18 protein-coding genes are annotated in these 17,964 nt (G+C 64.7%); 14 read left to right on the top strand and 4 right to left on the bottom strand.

Features of this window, described 5'->3' with window-relative positions:
- The first annotated feature begins 11 nt into the window (after positions 1-11).
- The 6 genes from ACFSCT_RS14320 to ACFSCT_RS14295 all read left to right on the top strand — a co-directional run bounded on the left by ACFSCT_RS14320 (position 12) and on the right by ACFSCT_RS14295 (position 5,785).
- Positions 12-734 carry a transporter substrate-binding domain-containing protein gene (locus ACFSCT_RS14320; protein ID WP_379143812.1) on the top strand — a complete coding sequence of 241 codons (723 nt, stop codon included), beginning with the start codon at positions 12-14 and terminating at the stop codon, positions 732-734.
- 49 nt (positions 735-783) lie between these two features.
- Positions 784-1,662 carry an ABC transporter permease gene (locus ACFSCT_RS14315; RefSeq protein ID WP_379143810.1) on the top strand — a complete coding sequence of 293 codons (879 nt, stop codon included), beginning with the start codon at positions 784-786 and terminating at the stop codon, positions 1,660-1,662.
- On the top strand, positions 1,659-2,486 hold the full coding sequence (locus ACFSCT_RS14310) for an ABC transporter permease (RefSeq protein WP_379143808.1): 828 nt from the start codon (positions 1,659-1,661) through the stop codon (positions 2,484-2,486). The genes ACFSCT_RS14315 and ACFSCT_RS14310 overlap by 4 nt, the downstream gene beginning before the upstream one ends.
- 3 nt (positions 2,487-2,489) lie before the next feature.
- Entirely contained in the window at positions 2,490-3,821 is a 1,332-nt protein-coding gene (locus ACFSCT_RS14305) for a glutamine synthetase family protein (RefSeq protein ID WP_379143806.1), read from the top strand.
- Between the two features lie 201 nt (positions 3,822-4,022).
- Positions 4,023-4,937: a sulfite exporter TauE/SafE family protein gene (locus ACFSCT_RS14300; protein WP_379143804.1), complete on the top strand. Its 915-nt coding sequence runs from the start codon at positions 4,023-4,025 to the stop codon at positions 4,935-4,937.
- Positions 4,934-5,785: a TIGR02186 family protein gene (locus ACFSCT_RS14295; RefSeq protein WP_379143802.1), complete on the top strand. Its 852-nt coding sequence runs from the start codon at positions 4,934-4,936 to the stop codon at positions 5,783-5,785. Before ACFSCT_RS14300 ends, ACFSCT_RS14295 begins: the two co-directional genes overlap by 4 nt.
- Before the next feature lie 24 nt (positions 5,786-5,809).
- Here the strand turns inward: ACFSCT_RS14295 and ACFSCT_RS14290 are convergent, their stop codons facing one another.
- Positions 5,810-6,286, bottom strand: coding sequence for an SRPBCC family protein (locus ACFSCT_RS14290; protein ID WP_379143800.1), 477 nt, complete (start codon positions 6,284-6,286; stop codon positions 5,810-5,812).
- 178 nt (positions 6,287-6,464) lie between these two features.
- Between ACFSCT_RS14290 and ACFSCT_RS14285 the strand changes: the two genes are divergently transcribed.
- Entirely contained in the window at positions 6,465-7,385 is a 921-nt protein-coding gene (locus tag ACFSCT_RS14285; protein WP_379143798.1) for a DMT family transporter, read from the top strand.
- A gap of 28 nt (positions 7,386-7,413) precedes the next feature.
- Here ACFSCT_RS14285 and ACFSCT_RS14280 read toward each other — a convergent pair whose 3' ends face one another.
- The gene (locus tag ACFSCT_RS14280; protein WP_379144395.1) at positions 7,414-7,650 is read right to left on the bottom strand and encodes an Lrp/AsnC ligand binding domain-containing protein; all 237 of its coding nucleotides are present in this window, start codon (positions 7,648-7,650) and stop codon (positions 7,414-7,416) included.
- Between the two features lie 30 nt (positions 7,651-7,680).
- Positions 7,681-9,174, bottom strand: coding sequence for an MATE family efflux transporter (locus tag ACFSCT_RS14275; protein WP_379143797.1), 1,494 nt, complete (start codon positions 9,172-9,174; stop codon positions 7,681-7,683).
- A gap of 171 nt (positions 9,175-9,345) precedes the next feature.
- Here ACFSCT_RS14275 and ACFSCT_RS14270 point away from each other — a divergent pair, with 171 nt between their 5' ends.
- From ACFSCT_RS14270 to ACFSCT_RS14250, 5 genes are all read left to right on the top strand, one after another.
- Positions 9,346-10,005, top strand: a complete 660-nt coding sequence (locus tag ACFSCT_RS14270; RefSeq protein ID WP_379143795.1) for a glutathione S-transferase family protein — start codon at positions 9,346-9,348, stop codon at positions 10,003-10,005.
- Between the two features lie 128 nt (positions 10,006-10,133).
- Positions 10,134-12,089 (top strand): DNA topoisomerase IV subunit B, encoded by a 1,956-nt coding sequence (parE, locus tag ACFSCT_RS14265; protein WP_379143794.1) that lies wholly within the window; start codon positions 10,134-10,136, stop codon positions 12,087-12,089.
- Between the two features lie 6 nt (positions 12,090-12,095).
- Positions 12,096-12,431, top strand: a complete 336-nt coding sequence (locus ACFSCT_RS14260; RefSeq protein WP_379143793.1) for a YnfA family protein — start codon at positions 12,096-12,098, stop codon at positions 12,429-12,431.
- Positions 12,432-12,490: 59 nt separating this feature from the next.
- Positions 12,491-14,161, top strand: a complete 1,671-nt coding sequence (ggt, locus tag ACFSCT_RS14255) for a gamma-glutamyltransferase (RefSeq protein ID WP_379143791.1) — start codon at positions 12,491-12,493, stop codon at positions 14,159-14,161.
- Between the two features lie 17 nt (positions 14,162-14,178).
- Entirely contained in the window at positions 14,179-15,141 is a 963-nt protein-coding gene (locus ACFSCT_RS14250; RefSeq protein ID WP_379143790.1) for a 2-hydroxyacid dehydrogenase, read from the top strand.
- Between the two features lie 9 nt (positions 15,142-15,150).
- On the opposite strand, the gene ACFSCT_RS14245 is transcribed toward ACFSCT_RS14250, so the two are convergent.
- The gene (locus ACFSCT_RS14245) at positions 15,151-16,089 is read right to left on the bottom strand and encodes a LysR substrate-binding domain-containing protein (protein ID WP_379143788.1); all 939 of its coding nucleotides are present in this window, start codon (positions 16,087-16,089) and stop codon (positions 15,151-15,153) included.
- Between the two features lie 85 nt (positions 16,090-16,174).
- On the opposite strand from ACFSCT_RS14245, the gene ACFSCT_RS14240 reads away from it, so the two are divergent.
- Positions 16,175-17,116, top strand: a complete 942-nt coding sequence (locus ACFSCT_RS14240) for an ABC transporter permease (RefSeq protein WP_379143786.1) — start codon at positions 16,175-16,177, stop codon at positions 17,114-17,116.
- Positions 17,113-17,952 (top strand): ABC transporter permease, encoded by an 840-nt coding sequence (locus ACFSCT_RS14235; RefSeq protein WP_379143785.1) that lies wholly within the window; start codon positions 17,113-17,115, stop codon positions 17,950-17,952. The genes ACFSCT_RS14240 and ACFSCT_RS14235 overlap by 4 nt, the downstream gene beginning before the upstream one ends.
- The last annotated feature ends 12 nt before the right edge of the window (positions 17,953-17,964 follow it).

The raw sequence follows: 17,964 nt of genomic DNA, 5'->3' as shown, positions 1-17,964 counted from the left end.
AGACCTGAATCATGAAAAAACTGCTACTCGCGGCCGCAATCATGGCCCTGACCGTCGGCGCCGGCGCCGCCCAGACCGTCCGTCTTGCGACCGAGGGCGGCTATCCCCCCTATAACTTCATCAACGACAAGGGCGAGATCGACGGGTTCGAGCGCGAGCTGGGGGACGAGCTGTGCAAGCGCATGCAGGCCGATTGCACCTGGGTCAAGAACGACTGGGATTCGATCATCCCGAACCTCGTTTCGTCCAACTATGACGCGATTCTTGCCGGGATGAGCATCAATGACGAACGCAAGAAGGTCATCCAGTTCAGCGACAACTATCTGCCGCCGGTGCCCTCGGCCTATGTCGGGCTGACCGCCGATGCGGATGTGAAGGGCGGCGTGGTCGCGGCGCAGACCTCGACCATTCAGGCCGCGCGTGTCGCCGAAAGCGGCGCGACGCTGCTGGAATTCGCCACGCCCGATGAAACCGTCGCCGCCGTCCGCAACGGTCAGGCGGTCGCCGTTCTGGCCGACAAGGACTTCCTGAATCAGATCGTCGCCGATTCGAATGGCGAGTTGGTCTTTGTCGGCGATGAATTCGCCCTTGGCGAAGGCATCGCGGTCGGTCTGCGCCAGTCGGACAATGACCTGAAAGCCAAGTTCGACGGCGCCATTCAGGAAATGAAAAAGGATGGCAGCCTGAACACGATGATCAAGAAATGGTTCGGCGAAGACGCCCGGGTTTTCTGATTTGAAATCGGGTTGCCGGGGCTGATCGCTTCGGCAACCCGGCCATATCATGTTCCAGTACTGCGCCGACCCCAAGGCCGTTGAGGGCTTTAGCTGGCTGATGTGTTATCTCACATCCGGCACGCATATGATGTTTTACGCCTCATTCGGCACCGTTCTGGGGCTTTTGGCGATCACCGCACCGGTCGCATTGCTGTTCGGTTTCGGCGGTGCGCTGGCGGCACGGTCGGCATTCGCGCCGCTGCGCTGGCTGGGCAAGATCTATATCGCCATGGTGCGCGGCGTCCCCGACATCATCTTCTTCCTGTTCGTGCCCATCGCGCTGGATCAGGGGTTGGAGTGGCTGAAAAGCCGGGCCTATTGCGATACCTCGGTCCCGGTGCGGCAGGGCAATGACTTCGTGGTCTGTGCGGCGGCCAAGATACCGCTGTCGACCAGTCCGCCATGGATCCATGAAAGCTACTCGATCTTTCTGGCGGTGGTGGCGTTTTCGGTCGTGTTCGGTGCCTTCGCGGCCAATGTGCTTTACGGCGCCATGCGGGCCGTGCCCCGCGCCCAGTTAGAGACGGCCGAGGCTTTCGGGATGTCCCCGCGTCAGGTCTCGCGCCGGGTGCTGATCCCGCAGATGTGGGCCTATGCGCTGCCCGGGCTGTCGAACCTGTGGATGATCCTGATCAAGGCCACGCCGCTTTTGTTCCTGCTGGGGGTCGAGGATATCGTCTATTGGGCCAAGGAGCTTGGCGGCGCAAAGACCAGCCGCTTCGCCTATCCGCATCCCGACTGGCGGCTGTGGTATTTCACCGCGATCCTGGTTTTCTATCTTCTGATGACCTGGGTCTCGGAAAAGGTGTTGCAGCGGCTGACCGGGCGGCTGTCGCGCGGTCAGGCCACGATGGCGGGTGAGCGTATGCGGAAGGCCGCCGGATGAGCGAATGCATGCAGATCATCGCGGATTACGGCCTGCGCTCGATCGGGATCGGTGAAAAACTGCTGCCGAAAACCGATTTCACCCTGTGCAAGCAGGTCGTGCTGATCGGTTCGGGCCTGCTGTGGAACATCTATTTCGGCGTGCTTTCGCTGCTGATCGGCTTTTTCATCGCGACCGGGCTGGCACTGGCCAAGGCGAGCACGCGCCCGTGGCTGCGCAAACCGGCCGAGGCGTTCATCTTTGTCTTTCGCGGCTCGCCCCTGTTCATCCAGTTCTTCATGGCCTACGAGATGCTGGTGTTGTTGCCCCGCGCCGGGATCGACGTCTTCGGGATCACGATCGCGACGAACTGGCTGACCCGCGCCTGGGCCGGGGCACTGATCGTGCTGATCCTGAACACCGCCGCCTATTCGGCGCAGATCTTCTATGGCGCGCTGATGTCGGTGCCGAAAGGCGATCTCGAGGCCGCCGACGCCTATGGAATGACCGGCTGGAGGCTGTTCAGACGCATCGTCTGGCCGACCATGCTGCGGCTGGCGTGGCCGGCCTATACGAATGAGGCGATCTTTCTGTTCCACGCCACGACGCTGGTGTTTTTCTCAAGCTTTCCGGCGTTCCAGCAAAAGGGCGACGCGCTTTATTATGCCAGCTATTTCGCCGGCCAGACCTTCAACCCGTTCGTGGCCTATCCGATCGTGGCGGGCTATTTCATATTGCTGACGCTATGCCTGACCGGGCTGTTCGGGGTGGTGAATCGGCGTCTGAACAGGCATATCCCGGATGCGGCGGGCCGGATCAGGTACCGCCCTCAACTGATCAGGTGATTTATGGACTGGCTGCGGGAACATCCCGAAGTAAAGACAATACGCGTAGCTGCCGCCGATCTGAACGGCGTTCCGCGCGGTAAGCGTATCCCGGCGCGTTTCGCCGACAAGGTGATGACCGAGGGCACGAAGTTTCCGTTCTCGGTGCTGAACATGGATATCTGGGGCGAGGATATCGAGAACAGCCCGCTGGTTTTCGAATCCGGCGACCCCGACGGGATGCTTTTGCCGACCGAGCGCGGCTTCATGCCGATGCCGTGGCTCGATGCGCCGACCGGGCTGCTGCCGTTGTGGATGTTTCACCCCGATGGCCGCCCCTATGCCGGCGACCCCCGGCAGGCGCTGGCCCGGGTGATGGAGCGCTACAAGGCCGCCGGGCTGACACCCGTCGTCGCGACCGAGCTTGAATTCTTTCTGATCGACGATTCGGGCAAGACCCTGCGGGTTCCGCCCAGCCCCCGGTCCGGCAAACGCCGCACCGGCGCGGAAACGCTCAGCCTGCGCGCGCTGGACACGTTCGACAGCTTCTTCACCCAGCTTTATGAAGCCTGCGAGGCGATGGACATTCCCGCCGATACCGCCATTTCCGAGGCTGCGCCGGGTCAGTTCGAAATCAATCTGATGCACCAATCCGACGCGCTGAAAGCGGCGGATGACGCATGGCTGTTCAAGCTGGTGGTCAAGGGCCTGGCCCGGGGCGCGGGTTTTGCCGGCAGCTTCATGGCCAAGCCCTATGAGCTGTGGAACGGCAACGGCATGCATATGCATTTCTCGATCCTCGATCACGAGGGGCGCAATATTTTCGACGATGGCGGCGATCTGGGAACCGACGTTCTGCGCCATGCCGTCGGCGGCTGTCTGGAGGCGATGCCCGGCTCGACCCTGATCTTCGCCCCGCATGAAAACAGCTATGACCGGCTGGTCCCGAACGCCCACGCCCCGACCGGCATCGGCTGGGCCTATGAGAACCGCACCGCCGCGATCCGCATCCCCTCATCCGGGCCGGCCGCGCGCCGGATCGAACATCGTGTGGCGGGCGGCGACGTGAACCCCTATCTGACCATCGCCGCCGTTCTGGGCGCGGCGCTGAACGGGATCGAGGACAAGGCCCCCTGCCCGCCCGCGTTTTCCGGGAACGCCTATGAACAGGGGCTGAACCAATTGCCGGGCACCTGGGCCGAGGCGATCGACGCCTTCGCCGCCGCACCCTCGATCCGGCGGATCTTCCCGCCGGAGCTGATCGAGAATTTCGTCATGACCAAACGGCAAGAGCTGCATTACATGGCCGAGCTGTCCGACGAGGAAACGGTCGAGCTGTATCTGGACACGGTATAGGCCGGCGCCACAGGCACGCGCCGAAACGAACCTTGCGAAACCCGGGGTCTGGAACGGTCGCCCCCGGGGCGGCCGGTCGGCTTTCCGCGGCGAAAATTCCGCGGCTTCCGTAAATAGTTACCGCCTTTACTTTGACCTTCGCGCGTTTTCTTTACAGACTGAGCAACGGGGCGCGCCGTGACCGTCCCCGACGGGGCCCGAATGCAGATCTATCTTCCCATCGCCGAAGTCTCCGTCGACCCTTTCCTGTTGATGGGTCTGGGCGCCGTGGTCGGGGTGATGTCGGGGCTGTTCGGGGTGGGCGGCGGTTTCCTGATCACGCCGCTTTTGTTCTTTGTCGGGATCCCGCCCGCCATCGCGGTGGCGACCGGCGCCAATCAGGTCGTCGCATCCTCGGTCAGCGGGGTGCTGGCGCAGTTGCGCCGCAAGGCGGTGGATGTGCGCATGGGGGTCGTCCTGCTGATCGGCGGCGTCATCGGCTCGGGGGCGGGCGTTCTGCTGTTCAACTGGCTGGCGCGGCTGGGTCAGATCGAACTGGTGGTTCAGCTTTGCTACGTGATCTTTCTGGGTCTGATCGGCGCGCTGATGTTTCAGGAATCATTGCGCGCCCTGCGCCGCGCCCAAGGCCCGCAACAGCCGCGCCGCCGCAATCAGCATAACTGGATCCACCGCCTGCCGTGGAAGATCAAGTTCCGCGCCTCGGGTCTGTATATCAGCGTCATACCGCCGGCGATCGTCGGCGTCGCGGTCGGTGTGCTGGCGGCGATCATGGGGGTCGGCGGCGGCTTCATCATGGTGCCGGCGATGATATATCTTCTGGGTATGCCGACGCGGGTGGTCATCGGCACCTCGCTGTTCCAGATCCTGTTCGTCTCGGCCTTCACCACGCTGATGCATGCGGTATCGTCGAACACGGTCGATGTGATGCTCGCCGTTCTGCTGATCGTCGGCGGCGTGATCGGCGCGCAGATCGGCAGCAGCCTCGGCGCCCGTCTGAAGGCCGAGCAACTGCGCATCCTTCTGGCGCTTCTGGTGCTGGCGGTCTGCGGCAAGCTGGCGCTGGACCTGTTCATCCGCCCGGACGACCTGTTTTCGCTCAGCACGGGGCCGGAATGAAAACGCTCGCCCCCGCAATCGGACTGGCCACGCTGATGCTGATGACGGTTCCGGTCCTTGGCCAGAACGGCGGTCCGGTGCCGATCTATCCCGATCGCGGCGTGCCTGCGACCACGCCCGAGGACCGGCCGCTGCCGCCGGAATCGGTGGTCGCCGGGCTGTCCAAGGATGCGGTCGCCATCACCGCGAATTTCGACGGCTCGGATATCCTGATCTATGCCGCGATCCGTCGCGAAACCCCGATACCCCCGGGGCCGCCGATTGACGCGATCATCACACTTGAGGGCCCGGCGGAACGGGTCACGGTGCGCAAGCGCGCCCGCCGTCTGGGCATCTGGGTCAATACCGAACAGGTGCAGATCGGCGCCGCGCCAAGCTTTTACGCGGTGGCGACCACGGGACCCTTGGACAAGATACTCGCGCCCGGGGACGATATCCGTAACCGCATCTCGATCCCGCTGGCGGTCAGGTCGTTCGGCGGCCCGCTGAACGTCGACAAACCGCAGGAGTTCAGCGAGGCGCTGGTCCGCCTGCGCGAAAAGTCGGGCGCCTATATCCTGAACGAGGGCGGCATAAAGATGGCCGAACAGACCCTGTTCCGGGCCGACGTGCGGCTGCCCGCCAATCTGGTCGAGGGCATCTATCGCACCCGGATCTTTCTGCTGCGGCACGGTCTTGTCGTCGACGCATTTCAGGCCGGCCTGCCGGTCGAGAAGGTCGGGCTGGAACGCTGGCTCTACAAGCTGGGCCGAGAGCAGCCGTTCCTGTACGGTCTGATGTCGCTGTTCATCGCCGTGGCGGCGGGCTGGTCGGCCTCGGCCGCTTTCCGGCTGATCCAGCGGAAATGACCCCCTCGCCCCCCGGCCCGCGCCCTAGGTTTCAACCAATGCGGCAAGCTGGTCCAGACACTGGCCCCAACCCTGAAAGAAGCCCATGTCCTCATGCCGCTCCCGGTCCTCGACCGTGGCATGCAGCACGCGCGCCGAATACATCGTGCCGTCGCCGTCCGGCTCCATCAGGATCACGGCGGTCATGAAGCCCGCGCCGGCCGGGCGAAAGCCGGCGCCCAGCGCATCGGTGAAAACCAGCTTGTGATCAACCTCGGCGACCAGCACGCAGCCCGGGTTCCGCATCTCGGTCCCGTCGGGCAGCCGCATGGTCACGTTGCACGCCCCGCCCGGTCGCGCGTCGATGGTGCAATCGGTCACCTCGACCGGCTTTGGCGCGAACCATTGCCGCAACTGTTCCGGCTCGGTCCAGGCGTGCCAGATCCGCGACGGAGGCGCCGCGATCCGGCGCGAGATGATCAGGTCATTGCCCTCGGTCCGGTTTTGGTTCTGTCCGGTCATCGGCCCGTCCCTTCTGAACTGACTTAGTCCGCGCAAGGCTGCCATCCCCGTCATTCAAGCGCAAGAAACGGATCGCCCGCCTGCCGCCGTTATGCCAGATTGGCGCGGAAAAGCGGGCGTTCCCCCGCCCGCACCGGAGACCCGAGATATGCCCGCGTCATCCCCGTCAAACCGCCCAATGACCCTTCTCGAATGGGCGATGCTGATCGCCCTTTCGGTCGTCTGGGGCGGATCGTTCTTCTTCAACGGGATCGCGGTCAGAGAGTTGCCGGTTCTGACCGTGGTGGTGTCGCGCGTGGCGCTTGCCGCCGTCATCCTGCTGATCGTGCTGCGATTGCGGGGCGAACGGATGCCACGCGATCGGCGGGTCTGGGTCGCGTTCTTCATCATGGGGCTGTTGAACAACGCCATCCCCTTTTCGCTTATCGTCGGGGGCCAGCAGCATATCGCCTCGGGCGTGGCGTCGATCCTGAATGCCTCGACGCCGCTGTTCACGGTCATCTTCGCGCAATTCCTGACCGGGGATGAGCGGATGACGGGCGGCAAGCTTGCCGGTGTCCTGATCGGTTTCGCCGGCGTGGCGGTGATGATCGGAACGGCGGCGCTGCATGATCTCGGCGTGAACGTCGTGGCGCAGCTCATGTGCATCGGCGCGGCGATTTCCTATGCTTTTGCGGGAATCTTCGGGCGCCGGTTCCGCGCCATGGGCGTCGCCCCGATGAGCACGGCCACCGGACAGGTGACCGCCTCAAGCCTGATGCTGCTGCCGCTGATGATGGTAATTGACCGCCCGTGGACGCTGCCGGTGCCCAGCATGTCGGCCATGGGCGCGCTGGTCGGTCTGGCCGCGCTGTCGACCGCGCTGGCCTATGTGCTGTATTTCCGCATCCTTTCGACGGCCGGGGCGACCAATCTTGCGCTGGTGACATTTCTGGTCCCGGTCAGCGCGATCCTGCTTGGCACGCTGTTTCTGGGCGAGGTGCTGGTGCCCCGCCAGTTCGCCGGAATGAGCCTGATCGCGCTTGGTCTGGTGGCCATCGACGGGCGTTTCTGGCGGGCGCTGCGCCGCACGCTCGGCCGGCCAAGAAGGTCCGCGTAAGGGTAATGGCTCGGCCCGACACGGCGCGCTAATAGGCGCGGAACGTCACCGTGGTCAGGGTGCGGCTGATGCCCGGAATGTCGAACAGCTTCTCGGCCAGGAACCGCCCCACATCCTCGCTATCCGGCACATAGACCTTGGCCATCAGATCATAGTCGCCCGAGGTGGAGTAAAGCTCGGACACGACTTCGCGGTCATAGATCGCGTCGGCGACCTGATAGGTCATGCCGGGATGGCAACGGAACTGGACGAAATACAGGCGCAAGATCTGTTCCCCTTTGACGACCGTCAAACCTTAGTCCCGCCGGCCGCCGTCCGGCAAGGGGGTGGTGGTGGCCAGCGTCTCGCCCATGCTGTCGAACGGCATCGCCGAAACCATCGCGGCGGTTTCGCTCATCGGATCCGGCGGCGCTTGGGTTTCGGATCGCGCAACCCATTTGCCATGCCGCAGCCCGTACCAGAACCGCCACAGCAAAAGCCCCGAGGCCGCGACCAGACTGGCCACCAGCCCCAGCCACAGCCCGGGGGGACCGAACCCCAGCGGGAATGCCAGCACCCAGGCGATGGGCATGCCGACCGCCCAATAGCTGAAAAACGCGATATACATCGGAATGCGGGTGTCCTGAACGCCCCGCAAAAGACCCAGCGCCACCGCCTGCAGCCCGTCGAACATGTGAAACAGCGCCGCATAGCCCAAAAGCATACTGCCGATCGCGATCAGCATCGGCGCCTCGGGGTCGGTCTGGTCCAGATAGACCGCGATCAGCGGCGCGGGCATGGTCAGGAAGATGATCACCACCACCGCCACCACCAGAAGCGCAAGGAACAGCACCGTCAGGGTGGCGTCCTCCATCCCGCGCTGATCGCGGCGGCCCATGGCCTGCCCGACGCGGACGGTGGCGGCATTGCCGATGCCCAGATGGATCATGAAGGCGATCGCCGTGACCTGAATGGCGATGCCGTGGGCGGCCAGCTGCTGGGTTCCGATCCAGCCCATCATGACGCCCGAAGCGACGAACAGCCCCGATTCGGCGACCAGCGTCAGCCCGACCGGCAGACCCAGCCAGAACTGCCGGCGGAACGCCTGCCAGTCCGGCCGCCAGAACCGCTGCAACAGGCTGAAACCACGCGCGCGCGACAGCCGTTCGGCATAGCCGAGCAACAGGACAAGCTGCGCCATCTGCACCGTCAGGCTGGCCAGCGCCGAGCCGGCAACGCCCATCTGCGGGAACCCCCAGTTGCCAAAGATCAGCAGCCAGTTCAGCAGGATGTTCAGCGGCAACCCCGCCAGCGTGACCCAAAGGACGATCCGCGCCCGCTCCAGCGCCGCGATATAGCTGTTCAGGACCAGACCGCACAAAGCCGGGAACAGCATCAGTCCGCCGATACGCAGGTAGTCCTGCGCCAGCGCGGCGATCAGCGGATCCTGGCCCAGCCACAGCAGGATGTCCTCGGAAAACCACATCGCCGGCAGGAAGATGATCGAATGCAGGATCGAGATCCAAAGTGCCATGCGGGTGGCGCGCCGCGCCTCGGTCTCGTCCTTGCGCGCGATGGCGGTCGCGATCACCCCCATCACCCCGATGCCATAGCCCGATCCCAGCATGAACAGCAGGAAATAATACGAGGTCGCCAGCACCAGCGCGGCCAGCGGCTCGACCCCGTACCAGCCGACCATGACCGTATCCGTCACGCCCAGCGCCATGCGCGCCAGATGGCTGCCGACAAGCGGCAGGGCCAGGGCCAGAGTCGGGCCCAGATTGGGGCGTATGCGGGAAAAAATACTCATGACCCATAAGGCCATAATCGCGGCCCCGGCAACAGGCAACCCCACCGGGCAACCCCGCCTTCGGGGTGATGCCGTCCGGGCGTTCACGATAACGGGCGAAGCGGTGGAAAGCCGCTAGCCGCGCCCGCACCGCATTGCTAGGCTGCCCCGGCATATCGGACGGAGGCCCTGATGCTGACCATATACGGCGTGACCCGCTCGCGCGCTTCGCGCATTATCTGGCTTTGCCACGAAATCGGGCTGGAGTTCCGGCAGGTGCCCGTCATTCAGGCCTATCGCCTTGCCGACCCCATGTCGCCCGATGCGCCGCTGAACACCCGCTCACCCAAGTTCATGGAGCTGTCGCCGGCGGCGGCGATCCCGGTCTTGGTCGATGGCGAGTTGATCCTGTCGGAATCGCTGGCCTGCACGCTGTATCTCGCGTCCCGCCACTGCGCCCCGTTTGGCCCGATGGATGAGATCGAGCGTGCAAGGATGGACCAGTGGTCATTCTATGCGGCCACCGCGATCGAGGCCGATGCGCTGACGATCCTATATCTGCACCGCCCCGGTCAGGCCCAGCCGGGCAGCGATCAGGCGGCGGTCGCCAATGCCGCCGAGCGGCTGGTGCGTCCGTTGCAGGTCATCGACGACCATCTGGCGCGGTCCGGGCATATGGTAGGCGGCCGGTTCACCGTGGCCGACATAAACGTGGCCGAAATCATCCGCTATGCGCAGGGCTATGGCCAGTTGATGGAACAATTCCCCTCGCTTCAGTCATGGCTGGCCGACTGCCAGTCCCGGCCGGCTTTCCAGAAAATGTGGCAAGAGCGGTTGAACGAACCCGAGTAGCGCTGGCCCTGGCTGAGCCACCGAACCCCACCCCTAGGTGGATCAACGCACCCCACCACAAGCCTTGCCCCGCTGCCCCGGGTCGTGGGATAGTGGCTGAAACAAGAATCGAGCAGACCGGGACATATATGGCCGACGATCTTCTTTCCGCCGCAAGCGAAAGCTATTCCGCCGCATCCATCGAGGTGCTGGAGGGGCTGGAGCCGGTGCGCAAGCGCCCGGGCATGTATATCGGCGGCACGGACGAACGCGCGCTGCACCATCTTGCGGCCGAGATCCTTGACAACTCGATGGACGAGGCGGTGGCCGGCCACGCCACTCGCATCGAGGTCGAGCTGCATGCCGACGGGGCGGTCACGGTGCGCGACAACGGCCGCGGCATGCCCATCGACCCGCATCCGAAGTTTCCGGGCAAGTCGGCGCTCGAGGTGATCCATTGCACGCTGCACGCCGGCGGCAAGTTCGGCGGCGATGCCTATCAGACCTCGGGCGGGTTGCACGGCGTCGGCGCCAGCGTGGTGAACGCGCTGTCCGATCGCATGGTCGTTCAGGTGGCCCGCAACCGCGAGCTTTACGAACAGCATTTCTCGCGCGGGATACCGCTTGGCCCGATCGAAAAGGTCGGTCAGTCCCCGAACCGGCGCGGCACCACGACGACTTTTCACCCGGACGAGGAAATCTTTGGCCATCACCGGATGAAACCGGCGCGGCTGATGAAAATGGCCAAGTCCAAGGCCTATCTGTTCTCGGGCGTCGAAATCCGCTGGAAATCGGAAATCGACGACGGCGAAACGCCGGTCGAGGCGACGTTCCATTTCCCCGGCGGTCTCGCGGATTATCTGCATGAGACGCTGGGCAGCGCCAGCACCTATGCCGAGCGCCCCTTTGCCGGCAATGTCGATTTCCGCGAACGTTTCAACGCGGTCGGCAAGGTCGATTGGGCGATCAACTGGACGCCCTCCCGCGACGGCTTCATCCAATCCTATTGCAACACCGTCCCCACATCCGAAGGCGGCACCCACGAAGCCGGCTTCTGGTCGGCGATCCTGAAGGGCATCCGCGGCTATGGCGAGTTGGTGAACAACCGCAAGGCCGCCCAGATCACCCGCGAGGATCTGCTGGCGGGCGGCTGCGCGCTGGTGTCCTGCTTCATCCGCGAGCCGGAATTTGTCGGCCAGACCAAGGACCGTCTGGCCACGACCGAGGCCGCGCGGCTGGTCGAGGGCGCGGTCCGCGACCATTTCGACAACTGGCTGGCGGCCGATACGAAATCCGCCGGGGCCATTCTGGATTTCCTTGTCCTTCGGGCCGAGGAACGCCTGCGCCGCCGGGTCGAAAAGGAAACCGCCCGCAAATCGGCGACAAAGAAGCTGCGTCTGCCCGGCAAGCTGGTCGATTGCAGCGCCAGCAACCGCGACGGGACCGAGCTGTTCATCGTCGAAGGCGACAGCGCCGGCGGTTCGGCCAAGATGGCCCGCGACCGCAACAATCAGGCGCTTCTGCCTTTGCGCGGCAAGATCCTGAACGTGCTCGGGGCGGCCTCGTCGAAGATGGGGACCAATCAGGAAATCAACGATCTGTGCCAGGCGCTCGGGGTCAGCATGGGCAGCCGGTTCAACGTCGATGATCTGCGCTATGACAAGATCATCATCATGACCGATGCCGATGTGGACGGCGCCCATATCGCCAGCCTGCTGATGACCTTTTTCTTCACCCAGATGCGGCCGCTGATCGACAAGGGCCATCTGTATCTGGCCTGCCCGCCGCTTTACCGGCTGACCCAGGGCGCGATCCGGCTTTACGTCTCGGATGACGCGGAAAAGGAAAGGATGCTGGCCAAGGGTCTGGGCGGCAAGGGCAAGATCGACGTGCAGCGGTTTAAAGGTCTGGGCGAGATGGACGCCAAGGACCTGAAGGACACCACGATGAACCCCAAGACGCGCAAGCTGATCCGCGTGTCCATCGACGACGAGGACGGCGGCGAGACCGGCGATCTAGTCGAGCGTCTGATGGGCAAGAAGCCGGAACTGCGGTTCGAATATATTCAGGAAAACGCCCGTTTCGTGGAAGAGCTGGACGTTTAACCCGGGATGACCCTGCCCGCCGGCTCGCTCGCGTTATATGTCGTGGCGGCGATGGCCGAGATTGCCGGCTGTTTTGCGTTCTGGGCCTGGCTGCGGCTGGACCGCTCGGCGCTGTGGCTGGTGCCCGGCACCGCCGCGCTGATCCTTTTCGCGTTCCTGCTGACCCGGGTCGATACGGCATTCGCCGGCCGCGCCTATGCGGCCTATGGCGGCATCTATGTCGCCGCCTCACTGGTCTGGCTGTGGCTGACCGAGGGGCAGGTTCCGACCCGATGGGACCTGCTTGGCGGCGGAATTTGCATTCTGGGCGCCGTGGTGATCCTGACCGGCTCTCGGTCCTGACGCGCGGATCGACACATCGCGGAGATTGACATCCGCGGCGCGCTGCGGACGATGGCGCCATGGCTGAACACACCCGGACATTGCCCTTCACCTGCGAAAAGCGGCCCGCGATCGGATCCATCGGGGTAGTGGTGACGAACAACCCCCTTGGCTCGGCGGCGGGCAACGAGATGCTGGCGATCGGGGGCAATGCGGTCGATGCGGCGGTTGCGGCGCTTTTGACCCTGACCGTGGTCGAGCCGATGATGGTCGGCATCGCGGGCGGCGGCATTTCCCATATCCGGCTGGCCGACGGCCGGCATGTGGTGATCGACGCCATGTCGACGGCGGGCGCGCAGGCGCGCGAGGATATGTTCGACCCGGTTCCCGGCAGCCCGCCCTATGCGATGGAGACGGTCGGGCGCCGCAACACGATCGGGCCCTCGGCGGTGGCGGTTCCGGGCAACCTGCGCGGCTGGTGCATGATGCAGGCCGAATACGGCCGGCTGCCCTTTGCCGATGTCATCGACCCGGCGATCCGGATCGCCGCGCGCGGCTTTACCGCCAGCCATTACCTGAACGGCGCGGTCAGGGAACATGCCGGGGACCTTGCCGCCGATCCCGAGATCGCGCGCATTTTCCTGCCGGACGGCGCGCCGGTCGCGGCGGGCACGCGGCTGGTCATGGGCGATTACGCCGAAAGCCTGCGCATGATCCGCGATCAGGGCGAGGCGGCGTTGCACGGCGGCGCGCTTGGCCGGGCGCTGGTCGACCGGCTGGCCACGGACGGCCCCGACGCGGGCCATGTCACGCTGGACGATCTGACCGGGTTTCGCGCCGTCGAACGCGCGGCGATCTTTGGCAACTATCGCGGCTATACCGTGGCCGGTCCGCCGCCGCCCGCATCCTCCGGCGTGCATGTGGTCGAGATGCTGAACCTGCTGGAGCCCCATGACCTGCGCGCCATGGGTTTCGGCAGCGCCCAATGCCTGCATTTGCTGGCCGAAGTGATCCGCGTCGCGTTCGAGGACCGCCGCGCCGCCTCGGGCGACCCGGATTTCGTCGATGTGCCGGTCGATCTGTATATCTCGAAAGACTATGCCCGCGACAGCCAGTCGCGCCTGCGCGACATCGGCGGCGCAAGCGATGCGGCGCCACAGGCGCGTGAAAGCCGCGATACCACCCATCTGACGGTGGCCGACCGGGATGGCAACATCGTCTCGGCCACCCATACCATCAACGGCTTGTTCGGTGCACGCTTCATGGTGCCGGGCACCGGGATCATCCCCAACAATTACATGCTGAACTATGATCCCCACCCCGGCCGCGCCATGTCGATCCAGCCGGGCAAACGGGTGCCGACCTCGATGGCGCCGATGATCGTGCTGAAGGATGGCGCGCCCCGTTTCGCGCTGGGTCTGCCCGGCGCGGTCCGGATCTTCCCCTCGGCCATGCAGGCGATTGTCAACCTGATCGACTTCGGCATGACGCTGCAACAGGCCGTCGAGGCCCCGCGCATCTGGACCGAGGGGCAGCATGTCGAACTCGAACCGGCTTTCGCGCCGATGGCCGACGCGCTGCGCGCGATGGGTCACGAGGTGCGGCTGGTCAAGACCATCGGCGGCGGCATGAACGCGATCGGCTTTGGTGCCGATGCGATGCTGACCGGGGCGGCCTGCTGGCGTGCGGATGGCACCGTCATGGCGCAGGGCGGCGGGCTGGCCCGTCCCGGGGTTCGCTTCACGATCTAGAAAGGTCCGATATTTTCATGCCGCGCATCGTATTCCTTGACCCCACCACAGACGACCGCATGGCGCGGATGGGCGGCTTTCTTGCCCCGGGCTGGACGCTGGACAACGCCTCCTCGCGCGATCCGGACGCGCAACTGGCGGCGCTGGAAGGTGCCGATTACGCCATCGTCAGCGACGTGCCGATGACGGCGGCGATGATGGCGGTACCGGGACTGAAGGCGGTGCATAAATGGGGCGTCGGCTTTGACAACATCGACCTTGAGGCCGCGCGGCGGCAGGGGGTGCGGGTGTTCCGCACCACCGGGTCCAACGCCATCACCGTCGCCGAAACCGCGCTTGGCATGATCCTTGCGCTTAACCGCAATATCGTGCGCGGGCATGTGGCGGTCGAGGACGGGCGCTGGCCCAAGTCCGAGCTTGCCGTGACCTCCAGCACGCTGTCGGGCAAGACCGTTGGCATCGTCGGGCTTGGCTATATCGGCAAGGCGTTGGCGGGTCTGCTGCGCGGCTTCGGCTGCAGGGTGCTTTATTCCAAGCGGACGCCATTGGCCGAGACCGAGGAACGTGAGCTTGGGGTAAGCTTCGCCGCGCTGCCGGATCTGCTGCAAAGCGCCGACGTGGTGACGCTGAACTGCGAGCTGAACGACAGCACCCGCAACATGATCAACCGCGACACGCTGGCGCTGATGAAACCCGAAGCGTTGCTGATCAACGTCGCCCGGGGTGGGGTCGTGGTCGAATCCGATCTGGCCGAGGCCATCCGGGCACACCGCCTGCGCGGGGCCGGGGTAGATGTGTTCTCGGTCGAGCCGGTGCAGCCCGACAACCCCCTGCTCGGTCTGGACCGGGTCATCGTGACGCCGCATATCGCCGCCGTCTCGGCCGATGGGTTCGGGGCGTCGGTTCAGCGCATGTTCGGCAATTTCGAGGCGATGGAACAGGGCGCGCCGCCGCCGCTTGCCATCGACGTTCTGGTCTGATCACCCCGGTCAGCCCCGCGGGTCGGGCAGCTGAAACCCGCCATCGCGCGCAATCCCGGCGATGGTTCTGCGGGTGATGGCTATGAAATCCTGAACGATGGGCGAGGTTTCGCCCGCCGGCCATGCCACCATAAGCTCGACCGCGAAGGGCAGTTCGGGCACCGGCCGGAACTCCAGATAAGGCGAATGGACGTTCCTGATCCATGACGGCATCACCGCCACCCCCAGACCCGAGGCGACCTGCGCCGCGACCGTTGTGGTATGCCTGCTTTCCTGGACGATGCGGGGGGACAACCCCGCGCGCCGAAAGGCGTCGCGCAGAAGTGTGGCATAATTCGCCCCAAGGATCGGCGCGTAACCGATCATCGGCTCGGCGATAAGATCGCGCAGCGACAGTTCGGCCTTTGCGGTCAACGGGTGATCCTTGGGCAGCGCGGCAACGAAGCCTTCGCGCAGCAGGGTTTCGATCTGCATATGGGCGGCCTGCTCGGTCGGGCGGATGAAGGCGATGTTCACCTCGCCGGTTTCAAGCGTCCGCAACTGTTCCGAGGTTCCAAGATGGGCAAGATCGACGATGACCGCGGGACGCTCGCGCCGGAACGCGGCCAGAATCGGCGGGATGACATGGGTCATGGCGACATTGACCCCGGCCACGGTCAGCCGCCCGGTCGCCTCGCCCGCCATGGCGCGGGTATGGGCGACGGCCCGGTCCATCCCGTCCAGAATTGTCCGGGCATGGCTTAACAGCGTCTCGCCTGCCGAGGTCAGCCGGGTGCGCCGCGTGGTCCGGTTGAACAGGGTGACGCCCAGCCGCTCCTCCATCAGGCGGATCTGCTGGCTCAGCGGCGCCTGCGCGATGCCCAGCCGCTCGGCCGCCCGGCCGAAGTGCAGTTCATCGGCGAGACAGACGAAATAACGCAACTGGCGCAGGTCGAGTCCTGTATTCATATCCAAAACATATGAAATCATCCGCGATTAGGGAATTGATTCGCTGGCAATCGCGTGGTTCGCTGGTCCACCCATCCGAACAGGAATGCGTGACCCCCGGCCCATGGCGCGATTCTGGCTGATCAAACTGTTGCGAACGGCGCTGACCCTGTGGTTGGTCGTCACCTTCGCCTTTATCGTCCTGCGCACCTCGGGTGATCCGGTCGTGGCCCTGTTGGGACCCGACGCCATGCCGGACGAGGTCGAACAGTTCCGCCGGCAATGGGGGCTGGATCAGCCGCTTTTCATTCAATATCTGAATTATATCGGGCAGATGGCGACCGGACAGTTCGGCGTTTCGCTGCGCGACAGCCGGCCGGTGATGACCCTGATCATGGAGCGGTTGCCCGCCACGCTGCAATTGGGGCTGGTGTCGCTGGGCCTCGCCGCGCTGATCGGCATCCCGGCGGGGATCATCGCCGCGCTGCGCCGGGGCGGATTTCTGGACCGGGCGATCATGGCATTCGCGGTTTTCGGCTTTGCGCTGCCGAACTTTTTCCTTGGCATCCTGCTGATCCTGCTGTTTTCGCTGACCTTGCAGATCCTGCCCTCTTCGGGCACCGGCACCTGGCGGCATCTGGTCATGCCGGCGATAACGCTTGCCACCTTCAGCGCCGGCACATTGGCCCGCTTCACCCGCTCGGCCATGCTGGAGGTGCTGGAAAAACCCTATATGCGCGCCGCCGCCGCCAAGGGTGTGCCGTTCTGGAAGCGGGTGCTGTTTCACGCCTTTCCGAACGCCGCGATTCCGATCGTCACCGTCATCGGGCTAAATCTGGGTCAGTTGATCGCCGGGGCGATCGTGGTCGAGACGGTGTTTGCATGGCCCGGCATCGGGCGGTTGCTGGTCGTCGCGGTGTCGCAGCGCGATCTGGCGGTCGTTCAGGGGCTGGTGCTGGTGATCGCCACGACGATGGTGATCGCCAATCTGGTGGTTGATCTGCTTTATGGCTTTCTGGACCCCCGCATCCGCGAGGCCGCGAGATGAAGCGCCGTCCGAACCTGATCGTGATCCTTGCGGCCGTGGTGCTGATTCTCGCGGTGAGCGTGGCGCTGGTCGGAAACGTGTTTACGGCCCATGCGGTCACCGATCAGGCGCTGCTCAGCCGCCTGAAACCGCCGGTCTGGCTGGGCGGCACCGCCGAATTCCCGCTGGGCACCGACAACATCGGCCGCGACATGGTCGCCCGGCTGGTGGCGGGGTTGCAGATGTCGCTGTCGGTGGCGCTGATGGGCACGTTCATCGGCGCGGTTTTCGGCACGCTCGTCGGCTTCATCGCGGCGCATTTCCGCGGCTGGGTCGAGGAAGTGCTGATGATGATCGTCGATTTTCAGGCCTCGCTGCCCTTCATCCTGATCGCGCTGACGTTGCTGGCCTTTTTCGGCAACTCGATGGTGCTTTTCGTGATCCTGATGGGCATGTTCGGCTGGGAAACCTATGCCCGCCTTGCCCGGGGTGTCGTCCTGTCGGCACGCGCGCAGCCTTATGCGCGGGCGGTGGTGGCGCTTGGTGCGGCGCCGGGGCGGCTTTATCTGCGCCATATCCTGCCCAACGTCGCCTCGGCGCTGATCGTGCAGGTCACGCTGACCTTCCCGCAGATCATCCTGATGGAAACCTCGCTGTCTTTCCTTGGCCTCGGCATCCAGCCGCCCAACACCAGCCTTGGCCAGATCCTTGGCGACGGGCGGGACTATCTGTCCACCGCGTGGTGGATCTCGGTGTGGCCCGGCCTTCTGATCTTTCTGATCACCCTGTCCATGTCGGTGCTTGGCGATGCGCTGCGCGACCGGCTGGATCCGATGCTCAAGTCACGAACAACCTGAACCCAACCACCC

Source organism: Paracoccus pacificus (assembly GCF_042680785.1).
GTDB lineage: Bacteria > Pseudomonadota > Alphaproteobacteria > Rhodobacterales > Rhodobacteraceae > Paracoccus > Paracoccus pacificus.
Note: the sequence above shows the minus strand (reverse complement) of the source record. Positions and strands in the feature narration are given on the sequence as shown.